General features: G+C 61.8%; 18 protein-coding genes. 6 read left to right on the top strand and 12 right to left on the bottom strand.

The window, feature by feature from the left end; genetic code table 11:
• The first annotated feature begins 170 nt into the window (after positions 1 to 170).
• Both mutL and AC13CE_RS12760 read left to right on the top strand, forming a co-directional pair.
• The gene (gene mutL, locus AC13CE_RS12755) at positions 171 to 1973 is read left to right on the top strand and encodes a DNA mismatch repair endonuclease MutL (protein WP_482972644.1); all 1803 of its coding nucleotides are present in this window, start codon (positions 171 to 173) and stop codon (positions 1971 to 1973) included.
• On the top strand, positions 1973 to 2467 hold the full coding sequence (locus AC13CE_RS12760) for a hypothetical protein (RefSeq protein WP_482972645.1): 495 nt from the start codon (positions 1973 to 1975) through the stop codon (positions 2465 to 2467). The genes mutL and AC13CE_RS12760 overlap by 1 nt, the downstream gene beginning before the upstream one ends.
• Position 2468: 1 nt before the next feature.
• Here AC13CE_RS12760 and AC13CE_RS12765 read toward each other — a convergent pair whose 3' ends face one another.
• From AC13CE_RS12765 to AC13CE_RS12815, 11 genes are all read right to left on the bottom strand, one after another.
• Complete coding sequence (locus tag AC13CE_RS12765; protein ID WP_221538845.1) at positions 2469 to 2927, bottom strand: MaoC family dehydratase; 459 nt, start codon at positions 2925 to 2927, stop codon at positions 2469 to 2471.
• Between the two features lie 151 nt (positions 2928 to 3078).
• Positions 3079 to 3879 carry a DUF1206 domain-containing protein gene (locus tag AC13CE_RS12770; protein ID WP_482972646.1) on the bottom strand — a complete coding sequence of 267 codons (801 nt, stop codon included), beginning with the start codon at positions 3877 to 3879 and terminating at the stop codon, positions 3079 to 3081.
• Between the two features lie 63 nt (positions 3880 to 3942).
• Positions 3943 to 5208 carry an alkaline phosphatase family protein gene (locus AC13CE_RS12775; RefSeq protein WP_221538849.1) on the bottom strand — a complete coding sequence of 422 codons (1266 nt, stop codon included), beginning with the start codon at positions 5206 to 5208 and terminating at the stop codon, positions 3943 to 3945.
• Positions 5209 to 5228: 20 nt separating this feature from the next.
• Positions 5229 to 6329: a redox-regulated ATPase YchF gene (gene ychF / locus AC13CE_RS12780; protein WP_221538850.1), complete on the bottom strand. Its 1101-nt coding sequence runs from the start codon at positions 6327 to 6329 to the stop codon at positions 5229 to 5231.
• A 65-nt stretch (positions 6330 to 6394) separates the two neighbouring features.
• Complete coding sequence (locus AC13CE_RS12785; RefSeq protein ID WP_221538852.1) at positions 6395 to 7393, bottom strand: SDR family oxidoreductase; 999 nt, start codon at positions 7391 to 7393, stop codon at positions 6395 to 6397.
• A 36-nt stretch (positions 7394 to 7429) separates the two neighbouring features.
• Entirely contained in the window at positions 7430 to 7999 is a 570-nt protein-coding gene (gene pth, locus AC13CE_RS12790; protein WP_221538854.1) for an aminoacyl-tRNA hydrolase, read from the bottom strand.
• Between the two features lie 267 nt (positions 8000 to 8266).
• Complete coding sequence (locus tag AC13CE_RS12795; RefSeq protein WP_221538856.1) at positions 8267 to 8959, bottom strand: 50S ribosomal protein L25/general stress protein Ctc; 693 nt, start codon at positions 8957 to 8959, stop codon at positions 8267 to 8269.
• A 114-nt stretch (positions 8960 to 9073) separates the two neighbouring features.
• Complete coding sequence (locus AC13CE_RS12800; RefSeq protein ID WP_221538858.1) at positions 9074 to 9967, bottom strand: TraB/GumN family protein; 894 nt, start codon at positions 9965 to 9967, stop codon at positions 9074 to 9076.
• On the bottom strand, positions 9964 to 10884 hold the full coding sequence (locus AC13CE_RS12805; protein ID WP_221538860.1) for a TraB/GumN family protein: 921 nt from the start codon (positions 10882 to 10884) through the stop codon (positions 9964 to 9966). Before AC13CE_RS12805 ends, AC13CE_RS12800 begins: the two co-directional genes overlap by 4 nt.
• Positions 10885 to 10939: 55 nt before the next feature.
• On the bottom strand, positions 10940 to 11596 hold the full coding sequence (locus tag AC13CE_RS12810) for a hypothetical protein (protein WP_221538861.1): 657 nt from the start codon (positions 11594 to 11596) through the stop codon (positions 10940 to 10942).
• Positions 11580 to 11777: a helix-turn-helix transcriptional regulator gene (locus AC13CE_RS12815; protein ID WP_221538863.1), complete on the bottom strand. Its 198-nt coding sequence runs from the start codon at positions 11775 to 11777 to the stop codon at positions 11580 to 11582. Before AC13CE_RS12815 ends, AC13CE_RS12810 begins: the two co-directional genes overlap by 17 nt.
• 195 nt (positions 11778 to 11972) lie before the next feature.
• On the opposite strand from AC13CE_RS12815, the gene AC13CE_RS12820 reads away from it, so the two are divergent.
• The 3 genes from AC13CE_RS12820 (at position 11973) to ppdK (ending at position 17857) form a co-directional block, all read left to right on the top strand.
• Positions 11973 to 12872 carry a glycine--tRNA ligase subunit alpha gene (locus AC13CE_RS12820; protein WP_221538865.1) on the top strand — a complete coding sequence of 300 codons (900 nt, stop codon included), beginning with the start codon at positions 11973 to 11975 and terminating at the stop codon, positions 12870 to 12872.
• A complete protein-coding gene (gene glyS / locus AC13CE_RS12825; RefSeq protein WP_482972647.1) occupies positions 12869 to 15130 on the top strand; it encodes a glycine--tRNA ligase subunit beta in 2262 nt (753 codons plus the stop codon). Before AC13CE_RS12820 ends, glyS begins: the two co-directional genes overlap by 4 nt.
• Positions 15131 to 15193: 63 nt before the next feature.
• Complete coding sequence (gene ppdK, locus AC13CE_RS12830; RefSeq protein ID WP_221538870.1) at positions 15194 to 17857, top strand: pyruvate, phosphate dikinase; 2664 nt, start codon at positions 15194 to 15196, stop codon at positions 17855 to 17857.
• Here the strand turns inward: ppdK and AC13CE_RS12835 are convergent.
• Positions 17854 to 18612 (bottom strand): methyltransferase domain-containing protein, encoded by a 759-nt coding sequence (locus AC13CE_RS12835; protein ID WP_221538872.1) that lies wholly within the window; start codon positions 18610 to 18612, stop codon positions 17854 to 17856. The genes ppdK and AC13CE_RS12835 overlap by 4 nt on opposite strands.
• Before the next feature lie 97 nt (positions 18613 to 18709).
• Here AC13CE_RS12835 and AC13CE_RS12840 point away from each other — a divergent pair, with 97 nt between their 5' ends.
• Complete coding sequence (locus AC13CE_RS12840) at positions 18710 to 18958, top strand: double zinc ribbon domain-containing protein (protein ID WP_482972648.1); 249 nt, start codon at positions 18710 to 18712, stop codon at positions 18956 to 18958.
• The last annotated feature ends 20 nt before the right edge of the window (positions 18959 to 18978 follow it).

Below are 18978 nucleotides of genomic sequence, written 5' to 3' on the forward strand. Positions count from 1 at the left end.
GGGGTCAGTCGACGGTTGTGAGGAGCCGCGCGCATCCACCCGTGAGGAAACGGTGGCGGAGCCTTAGCGATATTACGCGCCGAAAGCCAAAAATTTCCTTAGGGCAATTGGGGGATAGGCAAACGCGCCGTCTCGGATTCCTCGCGATTCGTCGCTATCGTTGCCTGTCCATGCCTGAAATACGACGCCTGCCCGATACTCTCGTCAACCGCATCGCTGCCGGAGAGGTGGTCGAGCGCCCGTCTTCCGCGCTCAAGGAGCTGGTAGAAAACGCAATCGACGCAGGTGCTTCGCGCATCGCGGTCAAGCTGGTCGAGGGCGGGCTGGCGAGCCTCGAAGTGACCGATGACGGCTGCGGAATGAATCCGGATGAAATGGCTTTGGCGCTGGAACGACATGCGACCTCGAAACTACCCGATGAAGCCATCGAACAGGTGTCGACGCTTGGCTTTCGCGGAGAGGCCCTGCCAAGCATAGCCAGCGTCTCACGGTTCACGCTGGAGAGCCGCCCTCAAGGTGCGGAGCAGGGCTGGAAGCGTGTGGTCGATCATGGCGAATTGATCAGCGAAGGTCCGGCTGCACTGCCACCGGGGACGCTAGTGCGGGTGGAGAATCTGTTCGGCAAGATTCCCGCGCGCCGCAAGTTCCTGCGTACCCCGCGCAGCGAGTATGCAGCCTGTCTGGATGTGGTAAAACGCCTCGCGATGGCGCGGCCTGATGTTGCAATCACGCTCGACCACGGGGATCGCCGCATCCTTGGCCTTCGGGCCGGAGAAGGGCTGGCCAATCGCGTTGCCCAGGTGGTTGCTCGCGAACTCAAGGAAAACGGCGTCGCTATCGATCTGGATCGAGGATCGATGCGACTGACGGGGATCGCGGGTCTGCCTACCTACAACCGTGGCATCGCCGATCACCAATACCTTTTCGTCAATGGCCGTCCGGTGAAGGACCGGCTTCTGACAGGCGCAGTGCGCGGCGCATACGCAGATATGCTTGCGCGTGATCGCCACGCCGTGCTGGCGCTGTTCCTCGACCTTCCCCCAGAGGAAGTGGACGTAAATGTCCACCCCGCCAAGACCGAGGTACGCTTTCGCGATGCGCAGGTGGTGCGCGGATTTATCGTCTCCGGTCTCAGGCAGGCGCTGGCAACCGGCGACAAGCGGAGCGCGCAGTCTCCCGATGCGGGAGCAATGTCGCGCTGGCAGCAGGAACCGGAAAGGGCGGAACCGGCGCCCGCGCTACGTTCCATCTTCGAAGGGCGCGACTGGTCGGCGCCGCGACAGGGGGTTTCCGAACCGGGTTCCACCTGGCGCGGCCCGGATACCGAGGTCATGGCCGCGCCGCGCGGCCGGGCAGAGGAAGCGGCTCCGGTGGCAAGGGAAGAAGCAGACTATCCCCTGGGCATCGCACGCGGACAGGTGGCGAACACTTATATCGTGGCCGAAGCGAAGGATGGCCTGGTCCTCGTCGACCAGCACGCTGCACACGAGCGCCTTGTGCTCGAGCGGCTGAAGGCGGCGGGTGCCGAGGAAGCGGTGGCCCGCAGCCAGTCGTTGCTTATTCCCGAAGTCGTGGAACTGGAAGAAACAAGCTGCGACCGGCTGGAAGAAGCGGCAGGAAGTCTGGCGAAACACGGGTTGGTCATCGAACGCTTCGGCCCCTCGGCCATGCTGGTGCGGAGCCTGCCGCATGCCATCGCGCGAACCGATCGCGAGAAATTGCTGCGCGATATCGACGACGATCTGGCCCTGAACGGGGAGGCGCTGCATCTTGGCGAGAAGCTCGACCTCGTGCTCGCCACGATGGCCTGCCACGGTTCAGTGAGGGCAGGGCGCGTATTGCGCGTCGACGAGATGAATTCTCTTTTGCGCGAGATGGAACGCACCCCGCGCTCGGGCCAATGCAACCATGGACGGCCCACGTGGGTTAAGCTCTCGATGGAAGATGTCGAAAAGCTGTTCGGGAGACATTGATGCGCTGGATTGCCTTGGCACTGCCCTTCGCGCTTCTGGCCTGCGACGAACCTACGCCTGCCGAAAAAGAAGCTGCGCGCCAGCAGGCCGTGGCGGAGGTCAAAGCCAATCAGAAACCGCCGCCGGAAGAACTCGTGCTCGATCCCATCCGCTATCCGGAAATTGAAAAATACGATTTATATGGTGCGGGATGCAGCTTCGTGCCCGATGGCGGCGGGCTCGGAGCGGTTGCGATCGGGATGGCGGACAAGGGTTACATGATTCGCAAAGGTGAATTGATGATATTCGCGGCGGATATGGGTAGTCACGAGCTACCGTACCTGGCGCGGCGTAAATACGATGGCCGGGAATATTCCTTTGTGCTCGATCTCGAGGAAGCGGGCGGAACACAAAGCGGGCACGAGACCACCGATTATCGAGGCACGCTGACTGTCAGGGATGGCACCGACGCTGTGGTATACAAGGCCAAAGGCCTGACCCAGTGCGGAGCCTGAGTTAGTCAGAACCTTCCGGATCACGGGTCCGGATCAGGCCATTGGAAACCATTTCAAGCACGATTTCATCGTTCTGGTTGAAGGTGCGGATACGGCTTTTGAAAATGCCCATTTCTGGCCGTGACGCGCTGCGGCGCTTTTCGATCACTTCGGTTTCGCAGCGCAGTGTATCGCCGGGATAGACAGGTTTTTTCCAGCGCAGCTGGTCGATCCCCGGCGAACCAAGACCGGCCGATTTTTCGCTTTTCATGTTTTCGACCATCATGCGCATGGTCATGGAACATGTGTGCCAGCCGCTGGCCGACAGCCTGCCGAAATGTGTTTGTGCGGCGGCCTCGTCGTCCAGGTGGAATGGCTGGGGATCGTATTTCGAGGCGAATTCCATCACCTCTTCGCGTGTAACCTCGTAAACACCGAAGTTGCTGGTCGCGCCGATTTCGAGATCTTCGTAAAATTTCATTCGTCGATCTTTGGTCCAGTCCGAGATGCGTTGCAATATGCAATTTATAAAGGCGTTGGCTCCGATCCTGTATCCGAAAGCTGGCGCGAACCAGCAGGATAAACTGGTCGAATGTGTTCACCCTGCTGGCCGCTGTCTGGTCAAGTGAGTTTCAAGCGCGGAATTTGGGGACACCGGCACTGCTGTCGAGCTCCGGAATGATACGATAGCGAGCGAGCACCAGACTGAAGAGACCGAACAGCATCAGGCCGATCGCGGTCAGCGTAAAGATGAAACCTTCCCCGGCAAGGCTTGCCACGGCATCGCCCAGCGTTTTCACCTGGCCTGCGCCGCTCGACATGAAGCCCGCCTTGAACAGCGACCAGCCGATAACGGTATAGACCACGCCGCGGGCGATGTAGCCTGCGCCGCCGAGCCAGCGCGTCGCGTCAGGGGCGCGGCCTGAAATGCGGTTCATGAATTCGCCGGTCATGCCCTTCTTCACCTGAAAGACGGCAGCGGCGAAAAAGGCGACACCAAGCAGGCCAAGAATTGCTCCGCCGAACTCCATCGACAGCACGCCCGAGGCAGCTTCCTGTGCACCTCCATTGCCGCCGGGGCTGCCGCTGGTGGCGAACTTGTAGGCGGAATAGGCAAGTACGAGGTGAGCGATACCGCTACCGACGTGGCCGATACGTTTGGCCCAACCTTTGCTGTCCGATCCGGTGTTCTCGATATCGAACAGGGGGGAGCAGAAGCGGAACAGTGCATAGGCAACAAGTCCGACGACCATGATCCACAGGATCAATGTCCCGGCGGGGTAATCATCAATCGCGCGGAAGATCCCGTTGGTGCCTTCGGCAATCTTGCTGGAGCTTGTCAGGGCGATGAGCCCGAGTACGAAATACAGGATCGCACGGCTGAAATACCCGACCCGCACGAGCCAGCTGAACTTTTCGGACTTGTCTATCACCTTGGAATCTCCCCTGGTTTGCACGGCTAACGGCAGGGGAGGATGTGCGTTCCGCCTCGGTGATCAATTGCCTGTGGACAGGGCGGGACGAAAGGTGTCAATCGAGCCGTCGGCACGGGCGGCCTGAGGCAGGCCTACGAGATGGCGCAACAGCGGGGCGACATCGGTATTGTCGAAAACTGGCATTGCGGCGCCGTTCCGGAAAGCCGGACCGTTGGCGATGAAAAGCGACAGCATCTCTGGCGCGTAAGGATCGTATCCGTGGTTGCCACCCGTCCAGCTGGAGGTAGGTGCGGTGGGCGTTATCGTCCATCCTGTCTCCGGAAGACACAGGTAAGGCGGGATGCGGTCATGCGTGCCGTAGTTGTAGCGGGCGGGAATGTCTTCCTTCGCCCAGCAGGTCATGTGTTCGTGGTCCGCAAGGATAGCTTCCCGGAACGCGTCGGCTTTCCCTTCCGCCGGTTCGAAAGTGGCATAGGCGCCTCCTTGCACCAGTCGATAGAGAGAACTGTCGAGGATTTCGTCGAGTGCGATCACGCGATCCGAACTCGTGGCGGCCATGCCGTGGTCGGATACGATCACGAGATTGGCGGGCTGGCCGAATTCACGCAGTCCTTCGACGAGCATGCCGATATGCGCGTCGACATCGCGCAGCGCGGCGTTCACTTCCTCGCTGTCCGGCCCTGCATCATGGCCCGCGGTGTCGACCGTGTCGAAATAGAGCGTCAGGAACTCGGGCCGGATATCCGCCGGACGGCGCAGCCAGTCGAGTACGGAGTTCACGCGCTGGGTGTTCGAGACCTGCATCGAAAACTGCTGCCAGTCGCTCGGCAAGGTTCCGTCTTCGACCGGGCCCCAGCCCTGCGCAGTGCCGCCCCACGGAACAGCCGAACCGGGCCAGAACATGGCCGCGGAGCGGATACCCGCTTCTTCCGCTTCGACCCAGACGGGCTTGGCGTCGTTCCACCAATAGGGATCTACGGTGGCCATGGTGAAAACCTCGTCGGGACGGGTTTTGTCTTCCATGCGGTTGGCGGTGATACCGTGGTGATCGGGCACGAGCCCGGTCACGAGCGTCCAGTGATTGGGGAAGGTCTTGGTGGGGAAGGACGGACGCATCGCCGCGCTCACGCCGCCGGCTGCAAGCGAGGAAAGCGTCGGTGTAATTCCGCGATCGAGATAGGAGGGATGGAAACCGTCGATAGAGACGAGGATCGTCACCGGTTCGCGCTGTTCCGCCTGTACCGACGAGACGCTTTCGACCTGCGGAGCGCAGGCCGGGAGAACAGCAGCCGCAGCAAGGGCGAGGGCAGTGACGAACTTCTTCATGGCGACCTGTTTTCCCGCTATCAGACGTTGAATTTGAACAGCATTACGTCGCCATCCTTGACGAGGTATTCCTTGCCTTCCTGGCGCAGCTTGCCCGCCTCGCGTGCACCGCTTTCGCCGTTCAGCGCGATGTAGTCATCGTATGCAATTGTTTCAGCACGAATAAAGCCGCGCTCGAAATCGGTGTGGATTTCACCCGCCGCCTGCGGGGCCTTGGCGCCTTCGGGGAAGGTCCATGCGCGTGATTCCTTCGGCCCGGCGGTGAAGAAGGTGTTGAGGCCGAGCAGCTTGTAGCCCGCCTTGATCACGCGGGAGAGCCCGCTTTCCTCTAGGCCAAGCTCGGTGAGATATTCGGTGCGGTCTTCCGCATCCATCGACACCAGTTCGCTTTCGATCGCGGCGGATACGACCACCGCTTGCGCACCTTCGGCCTTGGCCTTTTCGAACACGAGGTCGGAGAAGGCATTCCCCTTGGACGCGTCTTCTTCACCCACATTGCAGACGTAGAGCACCGGCTTGGCGGTGAGCAGCTGCGCCTGGCGAAGGACGCGGGCTTCTTCCTCGTCGTTCGGTTCGGTCAGGCGGGCGGGCTTGCCGTCTCGCAGCAAGGCGAGCGCCTGTCCCAGCACGCTGGCGGTGATCTTCGCTTCCTTGTCGCCGGCCGTGGCGCGCTTTTCAGCAGCGGGGACTCGCTTTTCCAGGCTTTCGAGATCGGACAGCATCAGTTCGGTTTCGACCACCTCGGCATCGGCAATCGGATCGACCTTGTTCGACACATGCTGGATGTCATCGTCTTCGAAACAGCGCAGGACATGGACGATGGCGTCCACCTCGCGGATATTGCCGAGGAACTGGTTGCCGAGGCCTTCGCCCTGGCTGGCGCCTTTGACGAGGCCAGCGATGTCGACGAAAGCAAGCTGTGTCGGGATGATCTTGGCCGAACCCGCGATTGCAGCGATCTTGTCCAGACGCGGATCGGGTACGGAGACCTGGCCTACATTCGGTTCAATCGTGCAGAACGGATAGTTCGCAGCCTGTGCGGCCTGCGTTTCGGTCAATGCATTGAAAAGGGTGGACTTGCCGACATTCGGCAGGCCGACGATCCCGCAACGGAAACCCATCTAAAACTCCGGAAATAATGGTCTGGCCGCGCCCTTAGCGGCGACAGGCGGGGAATGCCAGCATGTCAGACATTGTGCACCGCCTTGATCAGCGGCCCATACCCGCTTTCTCCCAGCCATCCGACCTGTGTTTTCGCCGTTACCTCGTTTATCGCGGTCTGCGGGATGTCGCCTCCGCTGACCGGCAGGCGGACCGGGCGCGTTCCGGGCGGCATGCCGAGGACGCGGGCCATGGCGCGGGGTATGTCCATCGGATCGGCACTGCGGCCCGAACCGTCTTCCTCGCCCATCCGGGCAACAACCTGCGGATAGCCTTCGAGGTGCTGCTCTGCCGCGCGCGCCTTCAGTTCGGCGGAATAACGATTACGGTTTACCCAGACCTTGGTCGGATAGCCGCCCGGTTCGATGATCGTGACACCGATGCCGTGTGGCACCAGCTCATAAGCCAGTTGTTCGCCCATTGCTTCCACGGCGAATTTCGTTGCCGAATAGTGCCCCGAATAGGGAACGATCACGCGGCCCAACTGGCTCGAGATGTTGAAGATGTGCCCCTGCTTGCGCGCCCGCATTTTGGGCAGCACTGCGCGCACCATGCGGTGATAACCGAAGACATTGGTGTCGAAGGCGAGCCGGGTCGCCTCCATGTCTTGGACCTCGGCCGGGCCCGTGATGCCGATGCCTGCATTGTTGACCAAAATGTCCAGCCCGCGACCCAGCTCGCGTTCGGCTGCGCCGACTGCATCGGCTATCTCCTGATCGAGCAGAACGTCGAGCCGCATGACGCGAATGTCCAGCTTCTCGTCGCTGGCCAGTTGCTTGAGTTCCTCTGCTTCGGGCCGCGGCGTATTGCGCATGGTCGCGAAGACCGTCGCGCCGAGCCGCGCGAAATGCTCCGCGGAAAGGCGACCGAAGCCGGATGAGCAGCCGGTAATGAGAATGGCTTTACCCGACAGGTCGGGAGCGGGGGCTTCTACCTGATCCAACTGGGCGCGAGCCGCGGTCGCGGCGATCGCTCCAGTTGCGGCGGCACCGACGAGCAAGGTTCGACGATCGAGATTAGGCATGGGCGGGTCTCCTCTGTTCGGGAGAACCTTAGCAGATCATTCCTGCATACGCAGGGCGATGTCGTTCATGAAGCGCACATCATCGCCTTTCGCCAGCCATTCGGCCTCTGCGGCGATTGCGCCGAGCATGGTGGCAAGCTGGTCCATCTCGCCTTTCGCATAATTGCCAAGAACATGGCCGGTAACCCGATCCTTGCTGCCGGGATGACCGATGCCTATGCGGACGCGGCGGAAATCCGGGCCCAGATGCTGGTTGATCGAACGCAGGCCATTGTGACCCGCCAGCCCCCCGCCTCGGCGCACCTTCACCTTGAAGGGCGCAAGGTCGAGCTCGTCGTGGAAGACTGTAAGGTCCTCGATTTCCAGCTTGTAGAAGCGCATCGCCTCGCCCACCGCGCGACCGCTCTCGTTCATGTAGGTCGCAGGTTTGAGCAGAACGATCTTCTCGCCGCCGATACGGCCTTCCTGCACCCAGCCGGAAAACTTCTTCTGGACGGGGCCGAAGGCGTGAATTTCGGCAATGGCATCGCACACGATGAAACCGATGTTGTGCCGGTGCATCGCATATTGCGGTCCGGGATTTCCAAGGCCTGTCCAGATTTGCATGTGTCGCCCTTAGCATGCTGCGCGTGCCCCTCAAGCGCCGCGCGCAGCATCTCGGTGGGTAGCGGCGGCGATGCGCAGGCGCGCTTTGACTGCCGTGATCAAGAACCGGGCCGACGGGAGGCCCGGCAAGGGCGACTGCCCGCCCGCAACGGGTGCGGCTTGCCGCACATCTAGCGAGGACGAAGCTGCGGATGCAGGTTCGGAATACAAGAACGCCGGCCTCTTTCGAGACCGGCGCCTTGGTGATTTGCGAATGCAAGAAGCGGATTAGTCTTCGCTCTTGTCTTCCTGTTCCTGCTCGGCGTCCTCGTCCGCACCCTGTTCGGTTGCGGGAACATCCTGCGCATCGGTATCGCCTTCATCTTCGCCTTCGGCGCCTTCGCTCTTCTTGAGCGCCGACGGAGCGACGAGGGTGGCGATGGTGAAGTCGCGGTCGGTGATGGCGCTTTCGCTGCCAGCCGGAAGCGTTACTTCGCTGATGTGGATCGAATCGCCGACTTCCTTGCCGGTGACGTCGATTTCGATTTCACCCGGGATCTTGTCGTTTTCGCAGACCAGTTCCAGCTCGTGACGGACGATGTTCAGCACGCCGCCCTTCTTGAGACCCGGGCTCTTCTCTTCATTGATGAAGACCACCGGCACCTGCACTTCGATCTTGCCACCCTTGGCAAGACGGAAGAAATCGACGTGCTCGGGGCGGTCGTTGACGGGGTGAAGCGACACGTCCTTGGGAAGGGTTTTCACCTTTTTGCCACCCAGCTCGATTTCGACGATCGAGTTCATGAAGTGGCCGGTGCCGAGCTGCTTGACCAGCTCCTTCTCTTCCACGTGGATCAGTGTGGGTTCTTCCTTGCCGCCATAGATCACGGCGGGGACGCGGCCTTCGCGACGCAGTGCACGGGAGGCTCCCTTGCCAGCCCGTTCGCGCGTCTCGGCCGGAAGTGTCAGAGCATCGCTCATGTCGCTTACCTTTCGAATGCAATTAGGTTACTCGGTCCGCCACGCCTCCAGGGATGACCATGACGCCGAAGCGCGCGCCTATAGCGGCGGCGGGTGGAAAAGCAAGCGCGAAGGCTATTGGACGCGCCGAACGGTGTAACCTTCGCGTGCCAGAAGGGCAGGCAATCCCTCCTGACCCAAAAGATGTGCCGCGCCCACCGCTATCAGGGGTCGTTCGTTTCTCTCCAGCAAGGGCAGCAGGCGGGACATCCAGGCCTCGTTGCGCGAAGTAAGCAATGCCGCGCGGAGTTCGGGATCGGCTAGCAATCCTTCGCCGGAAGCCTTTTCGAGGGCAGGGAGGTCCCCGGTTTTCCATGCTACCGTCATTTCGGAGGCGCGGTCTTCGCGGTCGGAAGCCTCCGCAATCACCGCTTCGAGCAGGTCGACCTGCTCGGTTTCAGGCAGGCTGTCGAACAGGGACAGCTGCCCGCGTACACCTTCGAATTCCACCACTGTTCGCCCGGCGAATTCGGAGATTAGTGCGCGATCGGCGCCATATTGCGGCTCACCTGTGGAAACCTGTTGGGCAAGCGTGAGGGCCGCAGCCCAGCTCTCCATCCTGTCGAGTTGGTCGGGCGGAATTCCGCTTTCGGCAAGGAGCAGGTCCAATTCCGCTCGTGCAGAAGATCCAATCCTCGCTTGGATGGAGGAGGCGGGAACAGCGTCGAATGCCATGGACCGGAAAATCCGTGCCATTCCTTCGCTGTCGGAAAGGTCGGCCACCTCGACCAGCAGCAGGTCGGCCTGATCGATAGCGGCATCGAGACGCTGCGATCGCCATTCGACATCGGGCGGCAGGGCGTGGACGGTTCCGAAGAGCCAGCCCTCCAACTCTCCGTCTCGCCCGGTGATTTCGTAGAATGCAGGAAAACCCTCCACCGAAGCCGCGGCGGAGGGTTCCGATGCATCGCTACCGCATGACGCGAGCAGCAATGCGAGAGTTGCGGCAAGCAGTCGGCCAGGGATCACTGGAGGCGGGTCACCTCGATGTCGCGTGAACGCAGGTAATCCTGCACGCTCTTCTCACCCGCCAGATGGCCTGCACCGACCGCGATGAAAACTGCACCCGGTTCGTCCATCCGCTCGTCGATCCATTCGGCCCAACGCTCGTTGCGCTGGTAGAGGAGCGCCGCTGCCACGACCGGGTCGGTAAGTCCGCGATTCATGATCTCTGCCAGGCCATCGGCATCGCCTTCCAGCCATTCGGCGACCATTTCGTCCATCATGGCGACGAGGCCATCCATGTCGCGCGCCGACGCCATCAGGAATTCGATCTGGCTTTCCTGCGGCAGCGTATCGAACAGGTCGATCTGCTGGTCTGCGGTTTCCAGCGCGCCGCGGGTGGCGGTTTTGGAGGCCGCCGCTTCTACCACTCGCTCGACACCGCTGGCCGGATCGTAACCCTTCTGCATCAGCGGCAGTACCGCCATGGTCATGCCGGCAAGCCACGGCTCGAACCGGTCGAACGCGGCAGGAGGCATCCCCAGCTTGCCGAGCGCCTGCTCATAGACCGCCCGATCCTCGTCGGAGAGCAGTTCGCGCAGCGTCTGGCCCTCGGGCAGCATTGCCTTGGTCATGATGGACGCCTGCATCGCGGGGTCGTTCATGGCATCGGCAGGAATTTCGGTGATGAGCGTGTCGGCACTTTCAAGAGCGGCCGCAATGTCCTCGTCATACCATTCGACGTCCCTCGGAAGGACATGGACAGTCCCGAACAGATAGATGGTCGTGTCCTCGTCGCTCACTTTCCAGAGAGCGGGGCCAGCGGGTGCGGGTGAAGGCGCGGTTGCCGCAGCGGCGGTCTCGACATCCTGGGCGTTCGCCGTGGCGCAACCGCCAAGCGCGAGTGCAAGGCCTGTGCATGAAGCAAGAAGTAAACGTTTCATAGGATTGTCTCTCTTTTCCAGGAGATTAGTGTGCATAATGGGTACTTGATCAAATTCAGGCACGGCGGGATACTGCCCAAACCAGCCCCCATACGATCATCACGATGACGAAAACGGTCATCGGTTGTTGCGGAGGAAGGTAGCCTGCACGCTCACCCACCCACCATACTGGCGCGATCATCGAGTAAGCGTAGATCCCGGCGAGGGCTCCTTTGCTGTTGGCGGCATTCTCGTGTTCGTCAATCGAACGGTGCCAGAGCCATCCGAGAATGGGTAGCGCCACGATATAAGCAGCCGAAAGTGCAAGGGCAGGAGTGCGCGGGATAGCTTCGTTGCTGAGGAGGCTGGCGGGGTCGCCATTTATCAATCCGCTCATCGCAAAACCCATCCCCAAGAGTACACCAAATCCGAGCGAAAGGGCAAAATACCTGCGTGTGCGCCGGGTAGAGGCCGAAATCGGCTCGTCGGCAGGTCCCAATGGCTTCAGCTTCCAAAACCACCATCCAGAGGCCACGACAATGAGGGTGCCGACCGAAAGAATGCCGGCTGCTTTTAAAGGATTCGCTGTTCCGTCCACGACCGCCATTGTCCCACCGGTGACCAATCCAGCAGAGAACAGGAACAGGGCACTGGCGATTACCAACTTCGTGACGCGCAAAACTGCGGGGCGCAGGCTGGAGTTCTCCGCGTCGATATCAGGCTTGTTCATCATCGAAAATGTCCTCGATCGGCATGTCGAATAGTCGGGCGATGCGAAATGCGAGTGGCAGGGAGGGATCGTGTTTGCCGGTTTCGATGGCATTCACGGCCTGGCGCGAGACATCGAGTTGGACGGCGAGTTCGGCCTGGCTCCATTCACGCTCGGCCCGCAGGACGCGGAGGCGGTTCTTCATTGCATTATCGCCTCGATAATTTTCCTTGGCCAAGTCGATAAGAAACGGGGCCAGATGTCAGGTTATCCTGACTATATGTCGCGATTCGCTGACAATGTCAACACTACCTGACATCGTGTCGCGAAAACCTGTCATTCTCTCTCCCGCCACACTGCGGCATTGACCCGTTTTCACGCTTCCGCCATTGCCCCGCGCATGGACCGTAATCCGCAAAATTCCTTTCAGGACATGATCCTCGCGCTGCATGATTTCTGGAGCGCGAACGGGTGCCTCATCCTGCAGCCCTACGATATGCGTATGGGCGCGGGCACCTTTCACACCGCTACCACCTTGCGCGCGCTGGGGCCGGAGCCGTGGAATGCGGCATTCGTGCAGCCCTGCCGCCGTCCGACCGACGGGCGCTATGGCGAGAACCCGAACCGGCTGCAGCACTATTACCAGTATCAGGTCATCCTGAAGCCGAGCCCTCCGGACATACAGGACCTCTATCTGGAAAGCCTGCGCGTTATCGGCATCGATCCGCTGAAGCACGACATTCGTTTCGTGGAAGACGACTGGGAAAGCCCGACGCTGGGCGCATGGGGGCTGGGCTGGGAGGTCTGGTGCGACGGGATGGAAGTCACCCAGTTCACCTATTTCCAGCAGATGGGCGGCTTCGACTGCAAGCCCGTGGCGGGCGAACTGACCTACGGACTCGAACGCCTCGCCATGTATATCCAGGGCGTCGACAACGTTTACGATCTCGACTTCAACGGGCACGGCGTTTCCTATGGCGACGTGTTTCTCGAGAACGAGAAGCAGATGTCGAAGTGGAACTTCGAGGTCGCCGAAACCGATGCCTTGTTCGACCTGTTCAACAAGGCCGAGGCCGAGTGCAGGAACGCGCTTGCCAATGAAGTACCCATCGCCGCCTATGAACAGGCGGTCGAGGCCAGCCACATCTTCAACCTGCTGCAGGCACGCGGCGTGATCAGCGTGCAGGAACGCGCCAGCTACATGGGCCGCGTCCGCGATCTGGCGCGCGGCAGCTGCGAAGCGCACATGGCCAAGGAAGCGCCCGTCTGGGCCGAGAAATATCCGGAGTGGAGCGCATGAGCGACTTTCTCCTCGAACTGCGCAGCGAAGAAATCCCCGCCCGCATGCAGGCGGGTGCACGCGCCGAACTGGAAAAGCTGTTCCGTCGTGAAATGGAAGGCGCAGGCATTTCTCCGAGCGAGGTCACCGTCTGGTCGACCCCGCGCCGCCTCGCGCTGATTGCGCGCGGGCTTCCCGATGCCACCCAGGCGGTCAGCGAGGAATTGAAGGGCCCGCCGGTCGGCGCGCCGGATCAGGCGCTTGAAGGCTTCTGCCGCAAGGCAGGGGTCGACAAGGCCGATCTCCAGACGCGCGACGTGAAGGGCAGGGCGACCTATTTCGCCGTGAAGAACATCCCCGGCCGGGCCACCAGAGACCTGCTGGCCGAGGCGATCCCGGCGATCATTCGCGATTTCAGCTGGCCCAAGTCGATGCGCTGGGGCGCGGCCTCCATCAGCACCGAGAGCCTGCGCTGGGTGCGCCCGCTATCGGGCATCGTCGCGCTGCTGGGCGAGGAACTGGTCGAGTGCGAGGTCCACGGCGCCACTTCGGGCTGGGTCACCCTCGGCCACCGCTTCCACCACTCTGGCGACATCACCATCGGCAGCGCCGCCGACTATGCCGAAAAGCTGCGCGCCTGCCACGTGATCGTGGACCACGAAGAGCGGCAGGACCTGATCCGCTCCGGCGCAGCAAAGGTCGCATCGGAAGCCGGCCTCAAGCTGGTCGAGGACGAAGGGCTGGTGATCGAGAATGCGGGCCTGACCGAATGGCCGGTCCCGCTCCTCGGCCGGTTCGAGGAGGATTTCCTCGAGGTTCCGCCCGAGACGATCCAGCTCACCGCGCGCGTGAACCAGAAGTATTTCGTCTGCGAAGACGACAGGGGCAACCTCGCCAACGCCTTCATCTGCACCGCCAATATCGAGGCGGAAGACGGCGGCGCGCGCGTGGTCGACGGCAACCGCAAGGTCCTCGCCGCCCGCCTGTCCGACGCGCGCTTTTTCTGGGATGTCGACCGTAAGAAGTCGCTCGCCGAGCACGCCAAGGGGCTGGAGCGCATCACTTTCCACGAGAAGCTGGGCACCGTCGCCGACAAGGTCGAGCGCGTGGCCAAGCTGGCCCGCTGGCTGGTGGAAGAAGGGATTGTAAAACCAACTTCCGTTCGCCCTGAGCCTGTCGAAGGGCTGTCCTTCACTGCAGAGTCTGCGCCGGAAGAAAAGAGCGGTGCTTCGACAAGCTCAGCACGAACGGTTTCGGAACTGGCGGACATGGCCGAACAGGCCGCACGCCTCGCCAAGGCCGACCTCGTCACTGAAATGGTCGGCGAGTTTCCCGAACTGCAGGGCCTGATGGGCGGCTACTACGCCCGTGCCGAGGGGCTGCCTGATGCAGTCGCCGGCGCCATCCGCGATCACTATAAGCCGGTCGGGCAGGGCGACGACGTGCCCACCGCGCCGGTGACGGTGGCCCTGAGCTTGGCGGACAAGCTGGATACGCTTTTCGGGTTTTTCGAGATTGGAGAATTGCCGACGGGCTCTAAGGACCCGTTCGCACTTCGTCGTGCGGCTATCGCGGTCATTCGCCTTGTGGAAGCCAATCAGGTTCGCGCGCTGGTGAGCGAAATCGCACGGTCATGGAGCACCGACAAAACCGTTGGACCAGGGCTGCAAGTTGAAGATTTTTTGCACGACCGCCTCGGCGTGATGATGAAAGACGCCGGTGTACGTTACGACGTTGTGCAGGCTTCCACTGATCTTGGTACTCGTCTTGATGGAGATGTCTGGCGTGTTCGCCGACGCGCTGCCGCACTGCAATCGTTTCTCGGAACAGAAGACGGCGCCAACCTCCTCGCAGGCTACAAGCGCGCTGCCAATATCCTCAAGAAGGAAGACTGGCACGGTATCGAGGGCGAAATCGCGCATACCGGTGAGGAAGACCCGCTGAGCCAGGTCGACGATCCCGACATGAAGGCTGTCATCGATGCCAAGATGTCGGACCGCCATGCGAAAGAGCTTTCCTACGAGCCGGAGCCTGCCGAAAAGGCGCTCATGGATGCTCTCGCAAAGTCGGAACCTGCTGCCGCTGTGGCCATTGATGCGGAAGACTTCTCCGGCGCAATGGCGGCGCTCGCCGCGCTTCGTGCACCCATCGACCGTTTCTTCGAAGAAGTGACGGTAAATGCGGATGAAGAAAACAAGCGGGCACATCGGCTGGATCTGCTTGCGGCTTTCCGTGCTGCAGTGCACAAAGTGGCGGATTTCTCTCGTATCGAGGGATAGCGAATTCAATTCCCAGGACACTGTCAACTGTGTCAACCTGGCCCAGCAAAAACCGGAAGCGAAATGAACGAAACAGTCTTCACCTTCGGCGGCAATGCCCCGCATTCGAATGCACGGCAGAAGGACAAGACCGTTAGCGGGGGCAAGGGCGCAAATCTTGCCGAAATGGCGAGTATCGGACTGCCGGTTCCTCCCGGCTTCACCATCGCGACCGAGGAATGCCTGAAATACCTCGCCGGCGGCAGCGACTTCACCGAGAAGCTGCGCGGCGACGTTGCCGAGGCGCTGAGCCACGTCGAAAGGACTGTCGGCAAGGGTTTCGGCGATGCGTCGGACCCGCTGCTCGTCTCGGTCCGCTCCGGTGCCGCAGTCTCGATGCCCGGCATGATGGACACCGTCCTCAATCTGGGCCTCAACGACATAACGGTAGAGGGCCTGGCGAAGACGTCGGGCGATGAACGCTTCGCCTGGGACAGCTACCGCCGCTTCATCCAGATGTATGGCGATGTCGTGCTCGGCCTCGATCACGGGCTGTTCGAGGAAGCGCTGGAGATCGCCAAGGAAGACAATGGCTATTATTCTGACACGGAACTGAGTGCGGAGGACTGGAAGGCGCTGGTCGCCGAATACAAGGCTATTGCGGAGCGTGAGCTGGGCCATGAATTCCCGCAGGACCCGGTCGAACAGCTATGGGGCGCGATCGCGGCCGTGTTCGACAGCTGGGATACGGAACGCGCCAAGATCTACCGACGGCTCAACAACATTCCGCATGACATGGGCACGGCGGTCAACGTGCAGGCAATGGTCTTCGGAAACATGGGCGATACCAGCGCCACCGGCGTTGCCTTCACCCGCGATCCTTCGACCGGCGAGAAGGCCTACTACGGCGAATGGCTGGTCAATGCGCAAGGCGAAGATGTGGTCGCGGGCATCCGCACGCCGCAATATCTCACCAGGGCGCGCCGCGAATCCGCCGGGGCCGACAAGCCGAGCATGGAAGAAGCCATGCCAGAAGCCTTCGCCGAACTGGCGCATGTCTTCGAGCTGCTCGAGAAGCATTACAAGGACATGCAGGATATCGAGTTCACCGTTCAGCAGGGCAAGCTGTGGCTGCTGCAGACCCGCAATGGCAAGCGCACTGCAAAGGCCGCGCTCAAGATGGCGGTCGACATGGTGGCCGAAGGGCTGATCGACGAAAAGACCGCGATCCTGCGCATCGATCCGATGGCGCTGGACCAGCTGCTCCACCCTACGCTGGATCCCGACGCACCGCGCGACGTGCTGACCACCGGCCTGCCAGCCTCCCCGGGGGCGGCCAGCGGCAAGATCGTGCTCGATGCCGATACGGCGGAACTCTGGGCGGGGCGGGGCGAGAAGGTCATCCTCGTGCGTGTCGAAACTTCGCCCGAGGATATTCACGGCATGCATGCCGCCACCGGCATCCTGACTGCGCGCGGCGGGATGACAAGCCACGCCGCCGTGGTGGCGCGCGGGATGGGCCGTCCATGTGTATCGGGTGCCTCGCAGGTTTCCATTGCGCGTGAAGGGCGCACGCTAACTATCGGAAATCGTGAGCTGAAGGAAGGTGACGTCATCACGCTGGATGGCGGAAACGGGCAGGTGATGGCAGGTGAAGTCGCCACCAACGAACCAGAGCTGGCCGGCGATTTCGGCACGCTGATGGAATGGGCGGACAAGCATCGGCGTATGAAGGTGCGGACAAACGCGGAAACCGAGGCCGAATGTCGCATGGCGCGCCAGTTCGGCGCCGAGGGCATCGGGCTTTGCCGCACCGAACACATGTTCTTCGACGCGGGCCGCATCAGCGCGGTACGCCAGATGATCCTCGCCGACGATGAAGCCGGGCGCCGGGCGGCGCTCGCCAAGCTGCTCCCCGAGCAGCGCAGCGATTTCGTGACCATCTTCGAGGTGATGGCAGGCCTGCCGTGCACCATTCGCCTGCTTGACCCGCCGCTCCATGAATTCCTGCCCTCGGGCGATGCCGAATTCGCGGAACTCGCCGAAGCGACCGGCAAGAGCGTGGACCAACTCCGCCGCCGCGCGGGCGAATTGCACGAATTCAATCCGATGCTCGGCCATCGCGGATGCCGCCTGGGGATCACCTATCCCGAAATCTATGAGATGCAGGCGCGCGCGATTTTCGAGGCGGCATGTCAGGTTGCCAAGGACAGCGGCGAAGCGCCGGTGCCCGAGGTGATGATCCCGCTCGTGGCGACGCGCCGCGAACTTGAACTGCTCAAAGACGTGGTCGACCGTGTGGCAGGCGAAGTGTTCGAAGCCACCGGCTGCACGGTGGAATATCTCGTCGGAACGATGATCGAACTGCCGCGCGCCGCTCTGATGGCCGGGGAAATCGCCGAAGTCGGCGAATTCTTCAGCTTCGGTACCAATGATCTTACCCAGACCACCCTCGGCGTGAGCCGCGACGATGCCGGCCGCTTCCTCACCGATTATGTCGACAAGGGCATTTTCGCGCGCGACCCGTTCGTCAGCCTCGATATCGACGGGGTGGGGCAGCTTGTCGAACTGGCGGCGGAGCGCGGACGGACGACCCGCGCCGACATCAAGCTCGGCATTTGCGGCGAACATGGCGGCGATCCGGCCAGTATCGCGTTCTGCGAGAAGACCGGCCTTGATTACGTCAGCGCTTCGCCCTACCGCGTGCCCATCGCACGGCTTGCCGCAGCACAGGCGAGTCTTCGTTAATCTTTCCAACCAGTTAGTGTGATTATCTCGAAATTTTCGAGTACCCGTCCGTTGCCATTGCGCGTGTCGAGAAATGCAGATCGGGCCCGCTCCAGCGCAGCCTTGCCCAGCGGAGAAGCGGCGCTCGAGAGGCTTGATGTCAGCCCCTGGTCGCGCAGGTCGGACACCAGCCGATCGAGCGATGGAAAGGCGACTTCCAGGCTCCGGCTGTCGACCACCTGCCGCCTGAACAGCGCGCGCTGCATCAGGGCAGAACCCGCCGCATTGTCGACCAGCGGATGCATGCGCGGGGCAGGGCGGTCCGGTTCCGCTGCAATCACTGCGCGGCGCAGATTGGCAAGACTGCCCGCCCCGATGATGGAAGCGATGAGGATGCCTCCCTCCGCCAGTGCGGCGCGAAGATGGAGAAGGGCGCCAGGCAGGTCGTTGACCCGGTCCAGCGACGCGAGGCTGACGATCAGATCATAGGGTCCGCTCTCCAGCGGGGCTTCTTCGTCGATGGTGCGGACATCGGCTTCCTCGACGGACGATCCCCGTCCGCGCAGCGAAAGCGCGAGAGTGCCCGTCCAGTCGCCGATCACAAGGACCTTGGCGGGTTCGAAGCGCATGAATTCCAGCCGGTCGAGCACATCCTCGACCATGTCGTCGAGTACATACCGCGCCGCATCGCGCTGGGACTGACGGACGAGCGCGCGGCGATATCCTGCCTTGCGACGCTGGCGACTGAATATGCGAGGAGGTGCCTTGGTATCCATCGCCGCCCCCGATGCCGCGCTTGCAACTGCCGTGCAAGCCGTGCAGCGAGTTCCTATGGGGAGAGTAACCATGCTTCGGCGGGCTGTGGGGGAGGGCATGGCCCCATTCGTGGACCTGGTCTATCCGCCGCGATGCCCGGCGTGCGGGGAAGGCACTGGCGAACAGGGCGGACTATGCGTCACCTGCTGGTCGGACCTCGCCATTCCCGGAAATCCCTCATGCGCGTTATGCCAGCGGCCATTCGGGGATAGCGGGCCAGCGGAAGGTGCGATCTGCGCGCCATGCCTGGGTAATCCGCCGGTTCACGACGGTATAGCAGCAGGTGTAGCGCGACATTCTGGATGAGAAGCAGCGACGATCAAGTT

The sequence above is a fragment of the Qipengyuania sp. B-5 genome (genome assembly GCF_056857815.1).